Origin of the sequence: Streptomyces sp. NBC_01276 (genome assembly GCF_041435355.1) — a bacterium.
Taxonomy (GTDB): Bacteria; Actinomycetota; Actinomycetes; order Streptomycetales; family Streptomycetaceae; genus Streptomyces.
The window spans coordinates 6,054,073-6,074,993 of the sequence record NZ_CP108442.1 but is presented as its reverse complement, the minus strand read 5'-3'; the positions used below and the strand labels follow the sequence as shown (position 1 = coordinate 6,074,993).

The following is a 20,921-nucleotide window of genomic DNA, read 5'->3' as shown; positions in this document are numbered from 1 at the left end:
TCGGCCCCATGCACGCGGAGGCCCCCGGCGACCATGGAAACGGTCGCCGGGGGCCTCAGGCGGGCACGAAAGCGAGGCTACGGGGCTCAGCCGACCGGGTCGGCCTCCGCGGCCTGGTCGAGGCGGAAGGCCTCGTTGCCCAGGCCGATCCGGGCGTGGGCCTCGGGGCGGCGCCTCTTGAGCAGCAGCCCGTGGACCAGTCCGCCCAGGGCGGCCACGCCGATGATCGCGGGCAGCGCCCGGCCCAGCGCGGAGCCCTCCGCGGCGCCGACCAGCACGCCGAAGTCCCGCACGGTGTAGACGGCGATGGCGATCAGCGCGAGGCCCGCCAGGGCCGCGGCGATCAGACGCCACACCTGCGCGCCCGCGGTGCCGCGGCGGACGAAGAAGGCGATGACGGCGAAGGAGGAGGCGGCCATCAGGACGGTCACGCCGAGGGCTCCGACACTGCCCATCCAGGTGAACAGGTGCAGGACGGGAGCGGTGGGGTCGCCGGCCGGCATGTCGTCGGTGAGCGCGAAGACGACGACGACGACGGCGGCCACGACGGTCTGCAGCAGGGAGCCGGTGGCGGGGGCGCCGGTGCCGGGGTTGGTGCGGCCGAAGCGGGCGGGGAGCAGGCCCTCACGGCCCATGGCGAAGGCGTAGCGGGCGACGACGTTGTGGAAGCTGAGCATGGCCGCGAACATGCCCGTGACGAAGAGCACGTGCAGGACGTCGGTGAAGGCGGCACCCAGACGGGCCTCGGTCAGCTCGAAGAGCAGTCCGGGACCGGCCTTCGCGGAGGCGGCGGTGATCCCGGCGGGTCCGGTGGCCACGGACAGGGCCCAGGCGCTGAGGGCGAAGAAGACGGCGACGAAGCCGATCGCGAGGAACATCACGCGCGAGACCACGATGTGCGGCTTGCTGGTCTCCTCGGCGTACACCGGGGACTGCTCGAAGCCGACGAAGGCGGCGATGCAGAAGCACAGGGCCGTGCCGAGGCCGGCTCCGGAGAGGGTGCCGGGGTCGAAGGCGGTGAGGGAGAGTCCTTCGGGGCCGGGCTTGCCGAGGGCGGCGGCGTCGAAGACGACGACGAGGGCGCACTCGATCAGCAGCAGGACGCCGAGCACCTTGGCGTTGAGGTCGATCTTCAGCCAGCCGAGCGCACCGGTGGCGGCGACGGCGATCAGGGCCGGGATCCACCAGGCGACCCGGGTGTCGAGGTAGGTCGCGAAGAGGCCGGAGATCTCGAAGCCGAGGATGCCGTACACGCCGACCTGCATGGCGCTGTAGGCGACGAGGGCGACGAGGGAGGCACAGGCCCCGGCGGTGGGCCCGAGGCCGCGCGCGATGTACGCGTAGAAGGCGCCGGCGTTGTGGACGTGGCGGCTCATCTCGGCGTACCCGACGCCGAAGAGGGCGAGGACGACGCCGAGGATCACGAAGAGGAGCGGCTGGCCGACGATGCCCATGACCCCGAAGATCGTGGGCATGACACCCGCGACGACCATCAGCGGCGCGCTCGCGGCGAGTACGGAGAGCAGCAGTCCGGCGGTGCCGAGACGGTCGGCGCGCAGGGCGCGGTCCTGGCCCTTGTACGTGCGGATCTCGGCCTCGGCTGGGAGCGTGGTGGATCTGCCCGTCGGCATGGCGGGGTCCTTTCGGGGGACTGGCTGGGCGGGGTCAGGCGGTGCCGAGCGCGGCGCTGCGCGCGGCGAGGAAGGCCTTGTGCGGGTCCCGGTCCGGATAGGACCAGGGCGCGGGGGTGGCATGGCTGCCGATGCGGTGGAAGAGGGCCGCGGCCTCGGCGGGGCGGCCCTCGCAGAGCTTGGCGTGGGCGAGGAAGTTGAGGTCGACCCGGTTGCGGGGGTGGTCCTCGCGTTCCCACTCCAGCCACCAGTCGAAGGCGGAGCGCAGCACCTGCCGGGCGCGCCGGCCGGCCCAGTGCGGGCCCGCGGACTGGGGGGTGGCACCCCCCTGGGCGGCGGCGAGGACCCGGTAGCGCTCGGCGTGGGCGATGACGGGCAGCACGGCGAGCGGGGAGTCGGCCGGGGACTCCTCGGCGGCCCAGGCGGCGAAGTCGTAGACCTCGTGGAGCGGGTCGTGCCCCAGGGAGGGGGTGCGTTCGGCCAGCTTGGCGACCATCAGGTGGTGGGCGTGGTGGTGCTCCCGGTGACGGGCGCGGACCTGGTCGAAGTGGCGGCTGAAATCCTCCTCGGTGCCGAAGGCGCGGGAGAGCATGAGCAGGCCCAGCCAGGGCGTGGGGTCGGCGGGCAGCAGCGCGGCGGCCCGCCGGCAGGCCTCCTCGGCCGCCTCGGGGGTGCCCTTGCGGCGCAGGGCGCTGAAGACGGCGGCGCAGGCGAGGAGGGTCGTGGCGTCGGCGCTGCCGGGCTCGGCGAGCAGCCATTCGCGGGCCCACGCGGTGGCGGCCGGGGTTTCGGCGAGGACGACGACGCGGTGGCCGCGACGGTCCCAGTCGTCACCCGTGCCGACGAGGAGGGTACGGGCCTTGGCCCACCGGCCCTGGGTGAACTGGGAGCGTACGGAGACCAGTTCGGTGTCGCACAGGGCCGGGTCGAAGAGCTGGGCGTCCCGCTTGCGGGCGCGGCCGAGGGGCGGCGGAGGCGGGGACATCCGCGGGTTCCCTCCAGGGCGCGGGCGCGGGTGGACGACGTACGCGGGAGCACGCACGGGTGACGACTGAGGGCCGTGGGGCCGGTGGTGCGGCAGTTCCGATGGTGCGGCGATTTCGGTGGTGCGGCGGTTCCGGTGGTGCGGCTGGATCATGCCCGTGAGTGTTCCGGATGATCACGCACAGCAAACCGGTACGCACAGCTCCGCGTCAAGGTCCGGTCCATCGGGTGGCGGGTTTCAACTGGTGTTTCCGCTGGCCGAGTTGGCATGGTTGTGGTGGTTCGGCCACGCGTGCCACCCGCCGGACGCGGCCCGTAGGCTGTCGCCATGGCGATCTACGACGACCTGCCCCCCTTCCTCCTGGGCTACCCCGGGGAACTGCGGGACCGACTGGTGGCGGCGGTGCTGAGCGGGGCGAAGACCGCCACGACGGGACTGCTGGAGGAGTACGAGCGGGAGGGCGAGCCGCTGCCCGAACCGGGCGACCGCGCGGTCCTGGTCGACTCCGCCGAACGGCCGCTGGCTGTCCTGGAACTGACGGAGGTGCGCGTGCTGCGGCTGGCCGAGGTCGATCTGCGGCACGCGGTGGACGAGGGCGAGGGATACGCGTCGGTGGCCGAATGGCGCACCTCCCACGAGCGGTTCTGGCACAGCGGGGAACAGCGCGCGGCCATGGGCGACCCGCACTTCACGGTCGGCGACGACACTCTGGTCGTCACCGAACGCTTCAGGCTCCTCCAGGCCGGGGCCGGGGCCGGGGCCTAGGAGACGGCCTTGGCCGCCGCGCGGCCCGCGGCGCGGCCCGAGAAGATGCAGCCGCCCAGGAAGGTGCCCTCCAGCGCGCGGTAGCCGTGGACCCCTCCCCCGCCGAAGCCGGCCGCCTCGCCGGCCGCGTAGACGCCGGGGAGCGGTTCGCCCGCCGGGGTCAGGACGCGGGAGGACAGGTCGGTCTCCAGGCCGCCGAGGGACTTCCGGGTCAGGACCGAGAGCCGGACGGCGATCAGCGGGCCCGCCTTCGGGTCGAGGATGCGGTGCGGGGCGGCGGTGCGGATCAGCTTGTCGCCGAGGTACTTGCGGGCGCCGTGGATGGCCGTCACCTGGAGGTCCTTGGTGAAGGGATTGGCGATCTCCCGGTCGCGGGCCACGACCTCCCGGCGGACGGTGGCCTCGTCGAGGAGGTCCTCCTTGGTGACGGCGTTCATGCCGCGCACCAGGGCGGCGAGGTCCCGCTCGACGACGAAGTCGGCGCCGCGGTCCATGAAGGCCTTCACCGGGCCGGGCACGGCCTGGCGGGCGCGGTCGATGACGTCGCGGACCGACTTGCCGGTCAGGTCGGGGTTCTGCTCGGAGCCGGAGAGACCGAACTCCTTGCCGATGATGCGCTGGTTGAGCACGAACCAGGTGTGGTCGTGGCCCGTCTTCATGATGTGGTCGAGGGTGCCGAGGGTGTCGAAGCCCGGGAAGAGCGGCACGGGCAGCCGCTTGCCGGTGGCGTCGAGCCAGAGCGAGGACGGGCCGGGCAGGATGCGGATGCCGTGCCGGGCCCAGATGGGGTCCCAGTTCTCGATGCCCTCGGTGTAGTGCCACATCCGGTCCTTGTTGATGTGGCTGGCGCCGGCCCGCTCCGTGATGCCAAGCATCAGGCCGTCCACGTGCGCCGGGACCCCGGCCAGCATCCGCTCGGGCGGGGTGCCGAGGCGGGCCGGCCACTGCGCGCGCACGAGGTCGTGGTTGCCGCCGATGCCGCCACTCGTGACGATCACCGCCTGGGCCCGGAGGGAGAAGGCCCCGGTGACCTCGCGGCTGCTCGCGGCGCCCCGTACGGCGTCGGAGGGGGCCAGGACCTCCCCGGTGACGGTGTCCACGGCGCCGCCGGTGGTGGCGAGACCGGTGACCCGGTGGCGGAAGCGGAACTCGACCAGGCCGCGGGCCGCCCCGGCCCGGACCCGGCGTTCGAAGGGGGCGACCAGGCCCGGGCCCGTGCCCCAGGTGATGTGGAAGCGGGGGACGGAGTTGCCGTGGCCGTTCGCGTCGTAGCCGCCGCGCTCCGCCCACCCGACGACGGGGAAGAAGCGGACCCCCCGGGCGTGCAGCCAGGGCCGCTTCTCCCCGGCCGCGAAGTCCACGTAGGCCTCGGCCCAGCGGCGCGGCCAGGCGTCCTCGGGCCGGTCGAACCCCGCCGTTCCGGCCCAGTCCTGGAGGGCGAGCTCGCGGCTGTCCTTGATCCGCATCCGCCGCTGCTCGGGCGAGTCCACGAAGAACAGGCCGCCGAAGGACCAGTGGGCCTGGCCCCCGACGGACTGCTCGGGCTCCTGGTCGAGGAGGATCACCTTGCGGCCCGCGTCGACGAGCTCGGCGGTGGCTACGAGCCCGGCGAGGCCCGCTCCGATCACGATCACGTCGGCGTCGTACGTCGTCATGGGTAGCCCGTCCTCCGGTGGGTGGTGGGGCAGATCCTTCGCTACGGAGCGGTAACCAGTCAATGGCGGTGGTTGGGTGACTCCTCCCCCTCATGCATGAGGGGGCTTCTCGCTATGCCGTGTCGGCGTCGCGACGGACCAGCCCGGCCCGTAGACCGTGTCAGCGTGCGCCAGGTGGCAGCAGGTGACGCAGTGGAACTTGTCCTGTGTGGGCCGGTTCTCCTTGGCGGTGTGCCCGCATTCAGGGCACTGCCTGGAGGTGTTGCGGGGGTCCACGGCGATCACTTGCCGCCCGGCGCTTGCAGCCTTGGCGGTGAGGATCGTGAGGAACACCCCCCATCCGGCATCGAAGATCGAGCACCTTGCCGTGCAGCTTGGCGACCTTCTCGACGGCGCGTCGGTGGTTCGCGGTCCGCTTGTCCCGTCGGACGCGGGGAAACCGGGAAAGTGCTTGCTGTGCGGCGGCGAGCCGGTCCGCGTCGGTGCGGCCGTGGCGGGGGTTGGGGACGAAGTTGAACGCCTTGTCGAGACGGCGCAGGGTGGCCTGCTGCGAGGAGAACGACCACCGGCCATGACGTTCCGGGTCGAACGCCCGGATGGCCTTGAGCTGCGCCGACTGCTGGCCGTACCGGACGCTCGTCTTCGAACTGTGCCGGTAGGCGTCACGGCGTTCCTGCAACGCCCCGTTGTAAAGGGAGCAGTGATCACGAAGCATCTCGCCGAGCGCGACCGTCTGGCCCACGGTGGGCCGCATGAGGAACTTGTACGCGCGGATCACCCGGCCGCCCCCTTCCGGCCAAGTGACGCCAGATCATACTACGCTTGGCGTATGTCACCATATTGGGAACCAAATCCCGATATACGCACCGGCCGTCACGTCACCATTCACCTGCATGCACATTTGGTGTTCGTGACGAGGTACCGGCGCGGGGTGTTCGATGACGCGATGCTCAGACGCTGCGAAGAGATCATGCGAGAGGTCTGCGCCGGCTTCGAGACCGAGCTATGCGAGTTCAACGACGAGGCCGACCACGTCCACCTGCTGGTGCATCACCCGCCGGAGGCCGCCCTGTCCAAGCCGATCAACTCCCTCAAGGGTGTGAGGCGCAGAGCACTCCGGCGCTCCGCGCCTCCGGGCCTGGGAGGCGTTTCCCTCCCCAGCCGAAGCAGGAGATACCCACGCAAGATCGGGGATGGATTCCGTGAGTTCCGCTGATGAAGTGCTGGACGTGGTGGACCGGGACGACCGGGTCACCGGGCAGGCCCCGCGGGGCGAGGTCTACGCCCGGGGGCTGCTCCACCGGTGCGTGTTCGTGCAGGCCAGGGACGCGCGGGGGCGGGTGTTCGTGCACCGCCGGACGGCGTCGAAGCTGGTGTTCCCCGCGCACTACGACATGTTCGTGGGCGGGGTGCTGGGTGCCGGGGAGGACTACGCGGGGGCCGCGCTGCGGGAGGCCGAGGAGGAGCTGGGGGTGAGCGGGCTGGAGCAGCCGGCGCCGCTGTTCAAGTTCCTCTACGAGGGTCCGGGCGGGTCCTGGTGGTCCTACGTGCACGACGTGCGGTGCGACCTGCCGGTGGCCCCGCAGGCCTCGGAGGTGGACTGGCACACCTGGCTGGCGCAGGAGGAGCTGGACCGGCGGGTCGCCGACGGGAGCTGGGCGTGGGTACCGGACGGGCTGGAGGCGTACCGGCGGCTGACGGCGTACCGCGCGGGGTGAGGGGCGGGGCGGCGCGGGCGGGCCACCGGGGGCGGCCGGGCGGGGCACCGGGGGCGGCCGGGCGGGGCACCGGGGATGGCCGGGCGGGGCACCGGGGGCTGGGCGCCCGGTGCCGAAGGCCGGGGCGCTCCCGGGGCGGCCGGGCGGCTGCCCGTAGATTGGCCGGATGATCGACTTCGTCAAGGACGTGCGCCTCTGGTTCGCGCCGCAGCGGCTGAGGGACGAGGGCGACACCCCCGACTACCGGTTCTCCCTGGCCAACGAGCGGACCTTCCTGGCCTGGATCCGGACCGCGCTGGCGCTGGTGGGCGGCGGGTTCGCGGTGGACCAGTTCCTGCCGGACCTGCGGTGGGGGGTGCGCGTCGGGATGGCCCTCGCGCTGCTGGCCGTGGGTGCGGCCTGCGCGCTGCGCGCGGTGAACCACTGGGTGCGGTGCGAGCGGGCGATGCGGCGGGGCGAGGACCTGCCGCTGTCGCGGTTCCCGGTGGTGCTCAGCCTGGGCGTCGGGCTGGTCGCGGCGGCGATGGTGGTGGTCGTGCTGCTGGGCTGGACGGCGGGCCGGTGAGCGGGCCGGGTACGGCCTCCCGCGACGCCGGGCTCCAGCCGGAACGGACCCGGCTGGCCTGGCGGCGTACGACACTGGCCTGTTCGGTGGCCGCGGTACTCGCGCTGCGGCAGGCCCTGCACGGCTCCGGCTCCCCCCTGCGGGTGGCCGGGACGGCGGTGATCGCGCTGATCTGGCTGGCGTTCCTGGGTGTGGCACACGTGCGCGTGCGGCAGCTGGCGACGGCCCGGCCTCCGGCGCTCGCACCGCGGGTGGCGCTCGGAGCGGTGCTGTGCACCGTGGCGCTGGCGCTGTTCGCGACGACGGTGATCTTCTGACGATCTGCCGAGCCGCGCGACACGAGCCCGGACAGAACGGGCGTTAAGGGACGTTCCCCACTAGCCTCTGCGCCATGACGACCCTGCACCACGAGCACCCCACGCACGAACACACCCACGGCCCCTCGTGCGGGCACCGGGCGGTCTCGCACGGCGACCACGTCGACTACGCGCACGACGGCCACCTGCACCGGGAGCACTCCGGGCACTGGGACGAGTGCGAGACCCCGGACCACACCACCCACGACGGGCACGCGCACACCCACGGAGCGGACTGCGGGCACGAGTCGGTCCCGCACGGCGACCACGTCGACTACCTCCACGACGGGCACCGGCACGCGGAGCACGACGGCCACTACGACGACCACTGACGGCCGCTCACCCCCGCTCTCCCCCGGCCGGGCCCCGGCTGACAGGATGCCGATCACCTGTCGTAGCGACCCGGGGGAGAGCGCCCATGACCGTCGACGCACCGTACGTAGTCCAGCCCGCGGCCGGGGTGTACGCCTACGTCCAGCCGGACGGGGGCTGGTGCCTGAACAACGCCGGCTTCGTCAGCGACGGCGGGCGGACCCTGCTCGTCGACACGGCCGCCACCGAGCGGCGGGCCCTGGCCCTGCGCGAGGCCGTCGCGGCGGCCGGGGTGCCGCTCCCCCGGACGGTGGTCAACACCCATCACCACGGCGACCACACCTACGGCAACGCGGTGTTCGCGCCCGAGGCCCTGATCGTCGGGCACGACAACGCGCGCGCCGAACAGCTCGCGGCAGGACACCAGCTGGAGCTGATCTGGCCCGCGACCGACTTCGGGGCGATAGAGATCACCGCGCCGGACCTCACCTTCAGCGAGCGCATGACCCTGCACGTCGGCGAGACCGAGGTGCAGGTCATCCACCCGGGAGTGGCGCACACCACCGGGGACGCGATCGTGTGGCTGCCCCGGCAGCGGGTGGTCTTCACCGGGGACCTGGTCTTCGCCGAGGGCACGCCGTTCCTGGCGATGGGTTCGCTGTCCGGGTCCCTGCGGGCGCTGGAGCTGCTGCGGTCCCTGGGCGCGGAGACCGTCGTACCGGGGCACGGACCGCTGACGGACGCGTCGGCGTACGGGGCGACCGAGCGGTACCTGCGGTTCGTCGCCGAACTGGCGCGGGAGGGGCGGGCGAAGGGGCTGACCCCGCTGGAGGTCGCGCAGGGGGCCGATCTCGGCGAGTTCGCGGCCTGGCGGGAGAGCGAGCGGCTGGTGGCGAACGTGCACCGGGCGTACGCGGAGCTGGCCGGGGAGCCGGAGGGCGTGCCGCTGGACATCATGGCCGTGCTCCGCGACATGACGGTGATGAACGGGGGCACGCCGATCCTGTGCCACGCCTGACGCGGCGGCCGGGTGCGGCGGCACGGTCGGTGGCGGCGCGGTCGCGGCGGCGGTGTCCGGAGGGTTCCTCCGGCCCGCCCTCTGGACGGCATACCGACTGGTCGGCATGATGTCCTCCGAGCAACCCTCACCGTCAACCCCGTACGGAGGTGCGCACCATGACCGCAGTCCCGGCAGGCTCCCCGAGCCCGCGCGGCCTGGACCTGGAGCGGCTGCGCGGCCATCTCGACGCCGCGCGCCCCGGGCTCGTGGGCGGGCCGTTGAGCGGCCGGCTGATCGAGGGGGGCCGGTCGAACCTGACGTACGCGGTCACCGACGGCTCCGCCCGCTGGGTGGTGCGCCGCCCGCCGCTCGGGCACGTCCTGGCCACCGCGCACGACATGCGGCGCGAGCACCGGGTGATCGCCGCCCTGCACGGGACCGCGGTACCGGTGCCCGGTCCGCTGCTGCTGTGCGAGGACGAGGAGGTGCTGGGCGCGCCGTTCTACGTCATGGAGTACGTGGACGGGGTCCCGTACCGGACCGCCGCCCAGCTGGAGGAGATCGGCCCCGAGCGGACCCGGCGGGCGGTGCTCGCCCTGGTGGACACCCTCGTCGACCTGCACGCGGTGGACCCCGGGGCGGTGGGGCTGGGCGATTTCGGCCGGCCCGAGGGCTTCCTCGACCGGCAGTTGCGCCGCTGGGGCAAGCAGCTCGCGGCCTCCCGCGGGCGGGAGCTGGCCGGCATCGACGAGCTGCACGCCGCGCTCGGCAGGACCCTGCCCGCCTCCCCCGCGCCGACCGTGGTGCACGGGGACTTCCGGCTGGACAACGTACTGATCGGCGGGCCGGACGACTCGATCCGGGCGGTGCTGGACTGGGAGATGTCCACGCTGGGCGATCCGCTCACCGACCTCGGGCTGCTGGTGATGTACAGCTCCGACCTGGGCCTGACGGACTCCCCGGTCAGCACGACCAGCCGTGCACCGGGGCACCCGGACCCCGCCGAACTGGTCGAACGCTACGCCGCCCGCTCCGGGCGCGACACCGGCGCGATCGCCTGGTACACGGCCTTCGCCTGGTTCAAGCTCGCGGTGATCCTCGAAGGCATCCACTACCGCTTCACGCTCGGTCAGACGGTCGGCGCGGGCTTCGACCGGATCGGCGAACTGGTCCCGGTCTTCATCGAACACGGTCTGACCACCCTCCAGGAAGGCTGAGCCACACCCATGGACTTCGCATTCGACGCCCGGACCGAGGAACTCCGCGAGCGGCTGCTCGCGTTCATGGAGAGTCACGTCTACCCGGCGGAAGCCCTCGCCGCCGAGCAGCGCGCACGGCTGGCCTCGCCCTGGGACACCCCGGCCGTCTTCGGTGAACTGAAGGCCGAAGCGCGCCGCCAGGGCCTGTGGAACCTCTTCTTCGTGGACCAGCACGGCCTGCCGGGCGCGGAGCACGGCGCCGGGCTGACCAACCTCCAGTACGCCCCGCTGGCCGAGATCACCGGCCGCAGTCCGCACCTGGCGCCGATGGCGACCAACTGCGCCGCCCCGGACACCGGGAACATGGAGCTGCTCGCGCAGTTCGGGAACGAACGGCAGAAGAAGCAGTGGCTGGAGCCGTTGCTGGCCGGCGAGATCCGCTCCGCCTTCGCGATGACCGAGCCCGAGGTGGCCTCCTCTGACGCGACGAACATCGAGACGCGGATCGAGCGCGCCGGCGACGAGTACGTGGTCACCGGCCGCAAGTGGTACATCTCCGGGGCGATGAACCCCGACTGCAAGGTCTTCATCGTGATGGGCAAGACCGATCCGCGGGGCGCCGACCCGCGCCGACAGCAGTCGATGACCCTGGTCCCGCGCGACACCCCGGGCGTCGAGGTGCGGCGGGCGATGACGGTGTACGGGTACGCCGACCACGACCACGGCGGGCACGCCGAGGTGGTCTTCGACGGGGTCCGGGTTCCGGCGGCCAACCTCATCGGCGAGGAGGGCACCGGCTTCGCCATCGCCCAGGCGCGGCTGGGTCCGGGGCGGATCCACCACTGCATGCGGCTCATCGGCATGGCCGAGCGCGCCGTCGAGCTGATGTGCCGCCGCGCGGTGGGACGTACGGCCTTCGGCAAGGAGCTGGCCGCGCAGGGAGTGGTGCAGGGCTGGATCGCGGACGCCCGGGTCACCATCGAGCAGTTGCGGCTGCTGGTGCTGAAGACCGCCTGGCTGATGGACACGGTGGGCAACCGCGGCGCGCACACCGAGATCCAGGCCATCAAGATCGCTACCCCGCGCGCGGTCGTGGGGATCCTGGACCAGGCCGTGCAGCTGCACGGCGCGGGCGGGGTCAGCCAGGACTTCCCGCTGGCCGAGCTGTGGGCGGCGGCGCGGACGCTGCGGCTGGCGGACGGGCCGGACGAGGTGCACCAGCGCTCGCTGGCGCACCGGGAACTGAAGCGGTACCGGGCCTAGGCGCGGTACCGGGCCCGGGCGCCCCGCCGGGGCCGCCGGGGCTGGCGGGGCGGGCGGGGCGGGCGGGGCGGGCGGGATTCCGGCGGCCGCAGGGTCCTGCCGCTGCGCCGGGCGCCCTCCGGCTCAGGGCCTGAGCGAGCGCAGCAGCAGGTCGGCGAGGTGGTCGGCGACCTGGTGCGGGGTGAGCGGGCCGTCCGTGCGGTACCAGGTCGACAGGTGGTGGACGGACCCGAAGTAGAAGTCCACCACCAGGTCGGCGGGGGTGGCCGTGGCGAACACCCCCGTGCGCTGCCCCTCCTCGACCAGGGCCCGGAACCGCTCGTGGTAGCGGCGGCGCTCCGCCCGTACCTGCTTGTACTTCTCCGGGCTGAGCTGGTGCATCGACCGGAAGAAGATCATCGCGTCGTCGAGGTTCTCGATGGTGGTCACCACCACGTCGGCGGCGGCCGCCCGCAGCCGCTCCTCGACGGGAGCGTCGGATCCGGCCACCGCGTCGAGCCGCTGCTGCTGGAGGCGCAGCATGCGCGCGTACACCTCGTGCAGCAGGTCGTCCTTGGAACCGAAGTAGTGGTAGAGCGCGCCCTTGGTGACTCCGGCCGCCTCGACGATCTCCTGCACGGAGGTGCGGTCGTAGCCGCGCTCGGCGAACAGCCTGGTCGCGACGGCCAGCAGCCGCTGCGGCACCGGGGTCTCCCGGTTGATGTCCTCGGGTCCCGCGGTGGTGCTGGCGGCCATGGTGCTCGCCTTCCTCTCCTGATCCGTCGCCTGTCCTGCGTGTGCCGGGTGTCCTGCGCCGTACGACCGTCCGACGATTTTCAGCCGCGCTCGCGCAGTTCCCGTCGCAGGATCTTGCCACTGGTGGTCTGGGGAAGAACAGGCAGGATCTCGACCTCGCGCGGGTACTTGTACGCGGCGAGCCGCTCGGCGCAGTACGCGGACAGCTGCGCGGGGTCGGCGGTGGCGCCGGGCCGCAGGCTCACGTACGCCTTCACGCTCTCGCCGCGGTAGGCGTCGGGAACGCCGACGACGGCCGCCTCGCGGACGGCGGGGTGGGTGTAGAGGACGTCCTCCACCTCCCTCGGCCAGACCTTGAACCCGGAGGCGTTGATCATGTCCTTCTTGCGGTCGACGACGTAGAGCCAGCCGTCGGGGTCCATGAAGCCGACGTCCCCGGTGCGCAGTTCCCCGTCCGGGAAGGCCGCGGCGGTCTCGTCCGGGAGCCCCCAGTAGCCCGGCACGACCTGGGGGCCGCGGACGGCGATCTCGCCGGTCTCGCCGAGGGGGACCTCGGCGCCCTGCTCGTCGAGGATCCGTACGAGGGTCTGCGCGCCGGGCAGGCCGACCGAGAGGGTGCCGGAGCGGGGGTCGACGGGAGCCTCGCGGTGGGCGGGGACCGAGGCACAGGGGGCGGTGCACTCGGTGAGGCCGTAGCCGTTGCGGAGGTAGAAGCCGAAGGAGGCGCGCAGGCGTTCGACGAGGGCGGGCGGGAGCGGGGCGCCGCCCGAGGAGACGACCCGGAACGAGGCGAAGTGCTCCGCGGTGGCCGCGGGGTGGGCGGCCAGGGCCGTGAAGGCGGTGGCCGGTCCGATGGTGTAGGCCGGGCGGTGTTCGAGGAAGGCGTCGAGGACGGCGCCCGCGTCGAAGCGGCGGGCGAGGACGAGGGTGCCGGCGTTGACGAAGCAGGCGACGAGCTCGCAGACGAGGCCGGTGATGTGGAAGAGCGGCGCGAGGGCGAAGTAGCCGGCGCCTTCGGGGAGGGGGTGGCCGGTGACCTGGCGGGTGGCGTTGTAGGTCAGCGCCCCGTGCGGGTTCATGGCTCCCTTGGGGGTGCCCGAGGTGCCGGAGGTGTAGCCGAGGAGCGCGAGGTCGTCGGCGACCGGATCGGGCCCGTCCGGCGCGGGGTGCCCCAGCCGCGCCACGGTCACCAGGTCCTCGGGCCCGCCCGGGAACCCGAGGGGTCCCGCGGTCGCGGTGTGCGGCTCCCGCTCCCGCGCCGGGGACGGGAAGAGGCGGGCGTCGTCGCGGGTCTGGAAGTCGCGCTCGTCGGTGGTGAGGGCGATCCGGACGCCGGCCTCGTGCGCGGTCCCGCGCAGGTACGCCGCCCAGGCGCGGGCCTCGCAGACCAGCGCGACGGCACCCGAGTCGCGCAGGACGTGCCCGGCCTCGGCGGACTTGTACATCGGGTTCAGCAGGACGACCACCGCCCCGGCCTTCCAGGCGGCCAGCACGGCGAGCACGAAGTGCGGGGTGTTCTGGAGCATGACGGCGATCCGGTCGCCGCGCCGGACCCCCCGCGCGGCGAGGTACCCGGCGAGGGAGTCGGAGAGGGCGTCGGCCTCGGCGTAGCCGACGCGCCCGTCAAAGTACGCGAGGGCCGTACGTCCGGGGGCGCGCGCCACGGCGGCCCGGAAGGCGTGGAGCACGGTGGGCGGCGGGCTGACCGGTGCCAGCTGCGCCGCGCTGAGCCGGCGCAGCCACGGCCGCGCGGCGTACGGGGAGCCGGCCGGGGCCGCCGCGTCCGCCGCGTCCGCCCCGGCCCCGGGTGTGCGGGCGGGTGTCACGAGGACTCCCACTTCTGCTGGAGGTGGTTCATGGCCTCCAGCCACCGGTCCGGGTCGTTCGCGCGGGCGGCGTGGTAGTCCGCCACCTCGGGGTGCGGGAGGATCAAGAAGCGGCCCTTCTCCATGCCGTCGAACAGTGCGTCAGCGACCGCGTCCGGCTCGATGGCGGTCGGCGCCAGGACGAGTTCGCCCGCCGAGCCCGCGGCGGTCAGCATGTCGGTGCGCACGCCCTGCGGGCAGATGGCGTGGACCCGGACGCCGCGGTGGCGGTAGGTCAGCGAGAGCCATTCCGCGAAGGCGAGGGCACCGTGCTTGCTGACACTGTACGGCGCCGCCCCGATCATGGTCAGCAGCCCTGCGGCGGAGACGGTGGACACGAAGCGGCCGCTGCCCCGCTCCAGCCACTGCGGCAGCAGGGTCCGGGCGGCCCGCACGTGCGCCATGACGTTGGTGTCCCAGGCCGCCTCCCACACGGCCTCGTCCGCGAAGGCGTCCCCGCCCGAGGCGAGTCCGGCGTTGGCGCAGTAGACGTCGACCGTGCCGCCGAGGGCCTCGCGGGCCTCCGCGACGACGGTCGAGGCGTCTCCGGGGACCGCGACGGCCCGGGGGCCGATCGCCTCCGCGACCGAGGCGGCCTTCGCGGGGTCGAGGTCGTTGACGACGACGGTGGCACCCTCGGCGGCGAAGCGGCGGGCGAGGGCCTCGCCGATGCCGCCGCCCGCGCCGGTGACGACGACTCGCTGGTCCTGGTACGCGTTCACGGGGATCACCTTTCGCCACGGCCTGCCGGATCCCGGCAGACTAACCAGTCGGTATGTGAGGGCGGAAGGGGGCCGGGCCCTAGCGTGTGCGGATGACGCTGTCACGACGCGGGGTACTGGGACTGGCGGGGGCCATGGGGACCGCGGGGGCCTTCGCGGGAGCCGGTCCGGCGGCCCGCGCCGCCACGGCGGACACGGCGGGTACGGCGGACAGAACGGACACGGCGGGCGCCCCCGCGCCGGGGCGGGTGCTCACCGGATGCGAACGGCTCGCCGCCGACGGGTACGCGGAGCTCGCCGGACAGCGCGTCGGCGTCGTCACCAACCCCACCGGGATCACCTCCGACGCCCGCCACCTGGTCGACGTCCTGCACGCCGACCCGCGGGTCGACCTGGTCGCGGTGTTCGGGCCGGAACACGGCTTCCGCGGATCGGCCCAGGCGGGCGGCTCGGAGGGGACCGGCCGGGACCCGGCGACGGGCCTGCCCGTCCACGACACGTACGACACGAGCGGGCAGCGCCTGGCGGACCTCTTCACGGCCGCCGGGATCGACACCGTCGTCTTCGACATCCAGGACGTCGGCGCCCGCTTCTACACCTACGTCTGGACCCTCTACGACTGCATGCGCGCGGCCGCCCTGGCCGGCAAGGCCGTGGTGGTGCTGGACCGTCCCAACCCGGTGGGCGGACGCCGGGCGGCCGGCCCGGTGCTGCAGCGGCCGTACGCCAGCTTCGTGGGCCGCGAGCCGATCGCGCTCGCGCACGGGATGACGGCGGCCGAGCTGGCCCTCCTCTTCAACGGCGAGTTCCTGCGCGCCCGTCCGGTCCGGCTGCGGACGGTCCCCATGACGGGCTGGCGCCGCGCGTCCTTCTACAATTCCACCGGGCTGCCGTGGGTGCCGCCGAGCCCGAACATGCCCACCCCCGACACCGCTCTCGCCTACGCGGGGACCTGCCTGTTCGAGGGGACCACGCTCTCCGAGGGCCGGGGCACGACCACCCCCTTCGAGGTGGTCGGCGCGGAGGGGGTGGACCGGCGGTGGGCGGAGGCGGCGAACGCGCTGGGGCTGCCCGGCGTCTGGTTCCGGGAGACCTGGTTCACCCCCTCCTTCTCGAAGCACGCCGGAAAGCTCTGCGGCGGGGTCCGGCTGATCGTGCACGACCGGGAGGCCTTCGACCCGGTGCGGGCGGGGATCGGTCTGCTGGTCACCGCGCGGCGGGCGTGGAGCGGCTTCGGCTGGCGCGCGGACCACTGGATCGACCGGCTGACCGGCTCGGACCGGGTACGGACGCTGGTGGACGCGGGGGCGGGGGTGGAGGAGATCGCGGGCGACTGGGCGGCGGGGCTGGCCCGGTTCGCGGCGGTCCGGGAGGAGTACCTCCTCTACCCCTGACTCCGCCCGCCGGGCCGTGCGGATCCCGTGCTGCCGCGGGTCTGGCCGACGGGCGCCCGCGGCGGGATGCTGCGTGCACCGCAGGCAGGGCACGGCACGGAGGGGGACGTCATGACGGACAGCGGAGCCGCATTCGGAACCGGAGCCCGGGACGGAGCCACGACGGCGACCACGACCACGACCGGGGTGGGCGTCGGGCCCTACCGGGAGCTGACCTTCGACGCCCAGGGCGACGTGGACCCGGCGACGCGGGCGGCGGTGGCCCGGATCGAGGCCACGGACCTGCTGGTGTTCGCACACGGCTGGAACAGCGACCGGACCACCGCGACCCGGCTCTTCGACCGCTTCTTCGCCCCTTTCCCGGGGCTGGTGGGAACGGGGGTGCGGCTCGGCTACGTGGGGGTGGTCTGGCCCTCGATCCGTTTCTCCGACGAGCCGATACCGGACTTCGACCCGCGGCCCGCCCTCGCCGCCCCGGACACCGCCACCGGCTCGCGGCCCGCCACCGGCACCGGCACCGGCACCGGCACCGGCACCGGCCTGGACGCCGACACGCGGCGGGCGCTCGGAGCGTTCTGGCCGGGCCGGCGGGCGGAGCTGGACCGGGTCGCCGAACTGCTCGACGGGCGGCCGGAGTCGGAGGCCGCCTTCGCCGAGTTCGGGGCCCTGGTACGGGAACTCGCCAATGTCGACCGGTCCGGTGCCGCAGGCGGGTCCGCGGCCGCGGCGGACCCGGGCGGCGCCCGCGGGGTACCGGCCCTTTTCGCCCGGGACGTGCTGGAGGCCTGCCGGGAGCTGGCCGACGCCCTGACCGCATCCGGGGCGGACGCCGGCGCCGGCCCGTGCCTGGCCCCCGGTGACGGGCTGCGCGCCCTGTGGGGCGGGGCCAAGGAGCTGCTGCGCCAGGCGACGTACTACGAGATGAAGAACCGGGCCGGGGTCGTCGGTGAGCACGGCCTCGGGCCGGTGCTGGCGGACCTGGCGGGCAGACGCCCGGCCCTGCGCGTCCACCTGATAGGCCACAGCTTCGGAGCACGGGTGGTGTCCTTCTCCCTGCGCGCCGTACCGGACGGGGCGCGGCACCTGAAGTCGCTGACCCTGCTCCAGGGAGCCTTCTCGCACTACGCCTTCAGCGACAGCCTCCCCCACGATCCGCGCCGCGGCGGCGCCCTGCGGGGACTCCAGCGCCGGGTCGACGGCCCCGTGGTGGCCTGCCACTCCTCCCACGACAGCGCCCTCGGACTGTTCTATCCCCTGGCGTCCCGGATGGCGGGGGATTCGGCCGGTCTGCTGGGGTTCGACGAGCGGTGGGGCGCGGTCGGGCACGACGGGGTGCAGGCGCTGCCGGGCGCACAGCGGCTCAGCCTGGAGGCGGCCCTGCGCGACGGGCTGCCCGCGGCCGGTTGCGTCAGCGTGGACGCGGGCTCCGTGGTGCGGCGCGGCGGTCCGCCGTCGGGGGCGCACAGCGACATCTGCCACGAGGAGCTGGCCCGGATCGTGGTCGGGGCGGGGCGCATGGGGCGCTGAGTTCTGGCCATGTGCCACCCGCACGCCTCGACCGCCCCCGCATGCGCCCACATCCGGCAGGGCATGTTGGGCACGTCAGGGCGCGCTGCTTCGTTCGACGGGGTAGCGCGAACACAGGTGTGGGCGGGGGCACGGCGGCGGAGGTGAAGGTGCGATGGCGGGTTTTCGGAGTCTGGCCTACCAGGTGCGCGATGCGCGCAACGACCGGGCCCTGCGGCGCCATTCGCTGCGCCGCTGCCTGGAACGGTTCGCGCCCTACGGGCACCGGGCGACGTGGTGGCACCTGTGCGACCGGCACGGGATCGCCCCCGAGGACCGGGGCGCGGATCCGCTGCGCCTGGTCGCGGCGCTGGAGGAACTGGAAGAGGCCCGGGCGGTCTGGCTGGAGTACGAGCGGCAGTTCGCGGCGCGCCGTAGACGTGAGAAGCACGACGGGGTGCGCCGGCCGGAGTGGGCCTGGGGCGGCAGCGGGGACGCGGTGGTGCGGTGCGTCGATCCGGGGGTGCGGCCGGACGGGACGCTCGGCGAGGTGCTGCGCCGACTGGTGAAGGCGCTGGAATCGGAGCCCGGGACGGCCTGCCCGGTGTGCGGGGAGCGGGAGTTGCGCTGGCCGGCGGCGCTGACGGCCCACGCGGCATGGGCCGGGGCGTGGGCGTGGGACGGGCCGGTGTGCGGGGGCTGCGGGATCGTGGTGCCGAGACCGGCGCTCGCGGACGCGGTACTGGTGCATTCGGCGGTGGTGCTCCCGGCCCCGGCGGGCGCGGCGTGAACGGGCCGGGCGGGGACGGGCCGGGCGGGGCCGGCGGTCGGGGCGGGGCCGGCGGGCCGGGGGCGGTGCTCCAGGTGGCGGTCAACGGATCGCGCGGCGCCCGCGACGGGGGTGCGGTGCCGATGACTCCGCGGGATCTGACGGAGTCGGCGGTGGAGGCCGTCGCCGCCGGGGCCGGGGAGGTACTGGTGCACCCGAGGACCCCGTGCGGGCGGGAGAGCCTCTCGCCGCGGGTGGTCGGTCCACTGCTGGAGGAGATGCGCGGCGCGGGGGTCCGCGTACCCCTCTCGGTTCCGGCCGCGGTCGACGCCGAGCCCGATCCCGCCGGGCGGCTGGAGCGGGTGCGGTCCTGGACGGTGCTGCCCGACCGGGCCCAGGTGCGGTTCGCGGAGCCGGGCGCCGGCACGCTGGGCCGGGCCCTGCTGGAGCGCGGGGTGGCGGTGGACGCCCTGGTCCCGCTGGGCGGCGGGGCCGGGCCGGAGCCGCTGGCCCGGTTCCTGGAGTGGGCCCCGCCGGACCACGGCCGGGTGCGGCTGGTGGTGGAGCCGGCCGAGGCCGACCCCGCGCTGGTGGCGGCGCTGCGCTGGCTGCCGCCGGTGCCGGTCCTGCTGTACGGGCGGGACGCGGCCGCCTGGCCGGTGCTGCGGATGGCCGCGCGGTGCGGTGCCGGCGCGCGGACCGGTTTGGGCGACGTCCTGCACCTGCCCGACGGGCGGCCGGCGCGCTCCAATGCCGAACTGGTCTCCGCTGCGCGGGAGTTGCGGGACGCAGCTACTGCGACAGCCGGGATCCGGTGAGGCGGGCGCCGAAGACGTCGTCCGGGTTGGACAGGGCGCACTTCTTCAACGAGAGGCAGCCGCAGCCGATGCAGTCCGACAACCGGTCGCGCAGATCGCTGAGTTGCCGGATCCGCTCGTCGAGCTCGGCGCGCCAGTTCTCGGACAGCCGCGCCCAGTCCTCGGGGGTGGGGGTGCGCTCCTCCGGCAGTTCGACCAGCGCGACGCGGATGTCGGCCAGCGGTATGCCCACGCGCTGCGCGGCGCGTACGAAGGCCACCCGGCGCAGCGCCTCGCGCGTGTAGCGGCGCTGGTTGCCGGACGTACGGCGGCTGCTGATCAGCCCTTTGGCCTCGTAGAAATGCAGTGCGGAGACGGCTGCCCCGCTGCGCGCGGAGAGCTGGCCGACGGTGAGTTCGTGGACGTTCTCGGGAATCTGCGGCACACGGCCGAGCCTAGTCGGAGATCCGTTGACAGACGCATGCGGGCCCCAGCATGCTGAGCAAACGCTTATTAGTTGCGCGACAGCGGACGACAGGGGCAGGGCATGGCCGAACCGAGGATCTTCACCTCCGCCGAGGAACTGCGCGCCGGGATCGGTGACGTGCTCGGCCCGAGCGGGTGGCTGGAGGTGGACCAGAAGCGGATCGACCTCTTCGCGGACGCGACCGGCGACCACCAGTGGATCCACGTGGACCCGGAGCGGGCGGCCTCGGGCCCCTTCGGTTCCACGATCGCGCACGGCTATCTGACGCTGTCGCTGCTGCCCAGCCTGGTGCCGCAGGTCATGCGCGTCGAGGGGATGCGGATGGGCATCAACTACGGCACGGACAAGGTCCGCTTCCCGGCTCCGGTGCCGGTCGGCTCGCGGCTGCGCGCCACGGCCGTGATCACGGCGGTCACCGAGGCGGGCGAAGGCGTGCAGGTCGCGGCGACGGTGACGGTGGAGCGCGAGGGCGGCGCGAAGCCGGTCTGTGTCGCGGAGTCGGTGTCCCGCTACTACTTCTGATCCACGGACGCGGCGGCCGGCCGGGCGCCCACCATGCGGAGCACGAGGTCGGCGTAGAGCGCGCCGACCTCGTCGGGCGTGCGGTGCCCGGCGGTACTGAACCAGCGGGCCACGTCGATGCACAGGGAGAGCACGGCGAGGGTGGTCCCGGGGACGTCGGGGACGTCGAACTCCCCCGCCCGGACCCCCTCGGCGATGATGCGGCGCACGGCGGCGTCGCTCTCGCGGCGCAGCGCCACGATCTCGCCGCGGTGCTCGGGCGCGAGCGCGTCGAGCTCGTACTGGACCACGCGCGCGGTCATGTGGTGCGCGGCGTGCCAGCCCACGAAGGACCGCACGGCCGCGTCGAGCCGGTCGGCGGCCGTTCCGGGCCCGGCGGCGGCGGTCTCCAGGATCTCCAGCGCCTTGTCGTGGCCGATCCGGCTGATGCGGTGGAGCAGCTCTTCCTTGGTCTTGTAGTGGATGTAGAGCGCCGCCGGACTCATACCGGCCCGGCCGGCGATGTCGCGGGTGGTGGTCGCGTGGTAGCCGCGTTCGGCGAAGGCTTCGACGGCCGCGACCAGCAGCCGCCGCGCGGCGTCGGGGGTGACCTCCGACCACGCCTGGTAGCCGCTGGTATCCGCCGCGCTGTCCATCGCCCGCTCACCCTCTTCCCCGTGTGGAAGGAACACCCTA

General features: G+C 73.9%; 21 protein-coding genes and 2 pseudogenes. 14 read left to right on the top strand and 9 right to left on the bottom strand.

Annotated features, from left to right (window positions below):
- Positions 1-86: 86 nt before the first annotated feature.
- Complete coding sequence (locus OG295_RS27330; protein ID WP_371679286.1) at positions 87-1,631, bottom strand: APC family permease; 1,545 nt, start codon at positions 1,629-1,631, stop codon at positions 87-89.
- Between the two features lie 34 nt (positions 1,632-1,665).
- Complete coding sequence (locus OG295_RS27325; RefSeq protein ID WP_371679285.1) at positions 1,666-2,616, bottom strand: hypothetical protein; 951 nt, start codon at positions 2,614-2,616, stop codon at positions 1,666-1,668.
- Between the two features lie 327 nt (positions 2,617-2,943).
- On the opposite strand from OG295_RS27325, the gene OG295_RS27320 reads away from it, so the two are divergent.
- A complete protein-coding gene (locus tag OG295_RS27320; protein WP_371679284.1) occupies positions 2,944-3,381 on the top strand; it encodes an ASCH domain-containing protein in 438 nt (145 codons plus the stop codon).
- Here the strand turns inward: OG295_RS27320 and OG295_RS27315 are convergent.
- Together OG295_RS27315 and OG295_RS27310 are read right to left on the bottom strand one after the other, a co-directional pair.
- Positions 3,378-5,036 carry an FAD-binding dehydrogenase gene (locus OG295_RS27315; protein ID WP_371679283.1) on the bottom strand — a complete coding sequence of 553 codons (1,659 nt, stop codon included), beginning with the start codon at positions 5,034-5,036 and terminating at the stop codon, positions 3,378-3,380. The two genes, OG295_RS27320 and OG295_RS27315, sit on opposite strands and share 4 nt — an antisense overlap.
- Positions 5,037-5,126: 90 nt before the next feature.
- Positions 5,127-5,814, bottom strand: a pseudogene (locus tag OG295_RS27310) (zinc ribbon domain-containing protein).
- A 51-nt stretch (positions 5,815-5,865) separates the two neighbouring features.
- On the opposite strand from OG295_RS27310, the pseudogene tnpA reads away from it, so the two are divergent.
- The 8 genes and pseudogenes from tnpA to OG295_RS27270 all read left to right on the top strand — a co-directional run.
- Positions 5,866-6,156: pseudogene (tnpA, locus tag OG295_RS27305) on the top strand (IS200/IS605 family transposase); the annotation flags it as partial.
- Positions 6,157-6,229: 73 nt separating this feature from the next.
- On the top strand, positions 6,230-6,754 hold the full coding sequence (locus OG295_RS27300) for an NUDIX hydrolase (protein ID WP_371679282.1): 525 nt from the start codon (positions 6,230-6,232) through the stop codon (positions 6,752-6,754).
- 166 nt (positions 6,755-6,920) lie between these two features.
- A complete protein-coding gene (locus tag OG295_RS27295) occupies positions 6,921-7,319 on the top strand; it encodes a DUF202 domain-containing protein (RefSeq protein WP_266838225.1) in 399 nt (132 codons plus the stop codon).
- Positions 7,316-7,636 carry a DUF202 domain-containing protein gene (locus tag OG295_RS27290; RefSeq protein WP_371679281.1) on the top strand — a complete coding sequence of 107 codons (321 nt, stop codon included), beginning with the start codon at positions 7,316-7,318 and terminating at the stop codon, positions 7,634-7,636. The genes OG295_RS27295 and OG295_RS27290 overlap by 4 nt, the downstream gene beginning before the upstream one ends.
- A gap of 74 nt (positions 7,637-7,710) precedes the next feature.
- Positions 7,711-8,007 (top strand): hypothetical protein, encoded by a 297-nt coding sequence (locus OG295_RS27285; protein WP_371679280.1) that lies wholly within the window; start codon positions 7,711-7,713, stop codon positions 8,005-8,007.
- 86 nt (positions 8,008-8,093) lie between these two features.
- The gene (locus OG295_RS27280) at positions 8,094-9,005 is read left to right on the top strand and encodes an MBL fold metallo-hydrolase (RefSeq protein ID WP_371679279.1); all 912 of its coding nucleotides are present in this window, start codon (positions 8,094-8,096) and stop codon (positions 9,003-9,005) included.
- A 158-nt stretch (positions 9,006-9,163) separates the two neighbouring features.
- Complete coding sequence (locus OG295_RS27275) at positions 9,164-10,204, top strand: phosphotransferase family protein (RefSeq protein ID WP_371679278.1); 1,041 nt, start codon at positions 9,164-9,166, stop codon at positions 10,202-10,204.
- Between the two features lie 9 nt (positions 10,205-10,213).
- Positions 10,214-11,449 (top strand): acyl-CoA dehydrogenase family protein, encoded by a 1,236-nt coding sequence (locus tag OG295_RS27270; protein ID WP_371679277.1) that lies wholly within the window; start codon positions 10,214-10,216, stop codon positions 11,447-11,449.
- A gap of 123 nt (positions 11,450-11,572) precedes the next feature.
- Here OG295_RS27270 and OG295_RS27265 read toward each other — a convergent pair whose 3' ends face one another.
- The 3 genes from OG295_RS27265 to OG295_RS27255 all read right to left on the bottom strand — a co-directional run bounded on the left by OG295_RS27265 (position 11,573) and on the right by OG295_RS27255 (position 14,780).
- Positions 11,573-12,184: a TetR/AcrR family transcriptional regulator gene (locus OG295_RS27265; RefSeq protein ID WP_037688592.1), complete on the bottom strand. Its 612-nt coding sequence runs from the start codon at positions 12,182-12,184 to the stop codon at positions 11,573-11,575.
- An 80-nt stretch (positions 12,185-12,264) separates the two neighbouring features.
- A complete protein-coding gene (locus OG295_RS27260; protein WP_371679276.1) occupies positions 12,265-14,010 on the bottom strand; it encodes a class I adenylate-forming enzyme family protein in 1,746 nt (581 codons plus the stop codon).
- A complete protein-coding gene (locus OG295_RS27255) occupies positions 14,007-14,780 on the bottom strand; it encodes an SDR family oxidoreductase (protein WP_371679275.1) in 774 nt (257 codons plus the stop codon). Before OG295_RS27255 ends, OG295_RS27260 begins: the two co-directional genes overlap by 4 nt.
- An 83-nt stretch (positions 14,781-14,863) precedes the next feature.
- Here OG295_RS27255 and OG295_RS27250 point away from each other — a divergent pair, with 83 nt between their 5' ends.
- The 4 genes from OG295_RS27250 (at position 14,864) to OG295_RS27235 (ending at position 19,258) form a co-directional block, all read left to right on the top strand.
- Complete coding sequence (locus tag OG295_RS27250) at positions 14,864-16,165, top strand: exo-beta-N-acetylmuramidase NamZ domain-containing protein (RefSeq protein ID WP_371679274.1); 1,302 nt, start codon at positions 14,864-14,866, stop codon at positions 16,163-16,165.
- A gap of 111 nt (positions 16,166-16,276) precedes the next feature.
- Positions 16,277-17,692: a serine-threonine protein kinase gene (locus OG295_RS27245; protein ID WP_371679273.1), complete on the top strand. Its 1,416-nt coding sequence runs from the start codon at positions 16,277-16,279 to the stop codon at positions 17,690-17,692.
- A 154-nt stretch (positions 17,693-17,846) separates the two neighbouring features.
- Positions 17,847-18,461, top strand: a complete 615-nt coding sequence (locus OG295_RS27240; RefSeq protein ID WP_371679272.1) for a hypothetical protein — start codon at positions 17,847-17,849, stop codon at positions 18,459-18,461.
- Complete coding sequence (locus tag OG295_RS27235; RefSeq protein ID WP_371679271.1) at positions 18,458-19,258, top strand: 3-keto-5-aminohexanoate cleavage protein; 801 nt, start codon at positions 18,458-18,460, stop codon at positions 19,256-19,258. Before OG295_RS27240 ends, OG295_RS27235 begins: the two co-directional genes overlap by 4 nt.
- On the opposite strand, the gene soxR is transcribed toward OG295_RS27235, so the two are convergent.
- Entirely contained in the window at positions 19,233-19,682 is a 450-nt protein-coding gene (gene soxR / locus OG295_RS27230) for a redox-sensitive transcriptional activator SoxR (RefSeq protein WP_371679270.1), read from the bottom strand. The genes OG295_RS27235 and soxR overlap by 26 nt on opposite strands.
- Positions 19,683-19,784: 102 nt before the next feature.
- Here soxR and OG295_RS27225 point away from each other — a divergent pair, with 102 nt between their 5' ends.
- Entirely contained in the window at positions 19,785-20,246 is a 462-nt protein-coding gene (locus OG295_RS27225; RefSeq protein WP_371679269.1) for a MaoC family dehydratase, read from the top strand.
- Here the strand turns inward: OG295_RS27225 and OG295_RS27220 are convergent.
- A complete protein-coding gene (locus OG295_RS27220) occupies positions 20,237-20,881 on the bottom strand; it encodes a TetR/AcrR family transcriptional regulator (RefSeq protein ID WP_371679268.1) in 645 nt (214 codons plus the stop codon). The genes OG295_RS27225 and OG295_RS27220 overlap by 10 nt on opposite strands.
- Positions 20,882-20,921 lie beyond the last annotated feature (40 nt).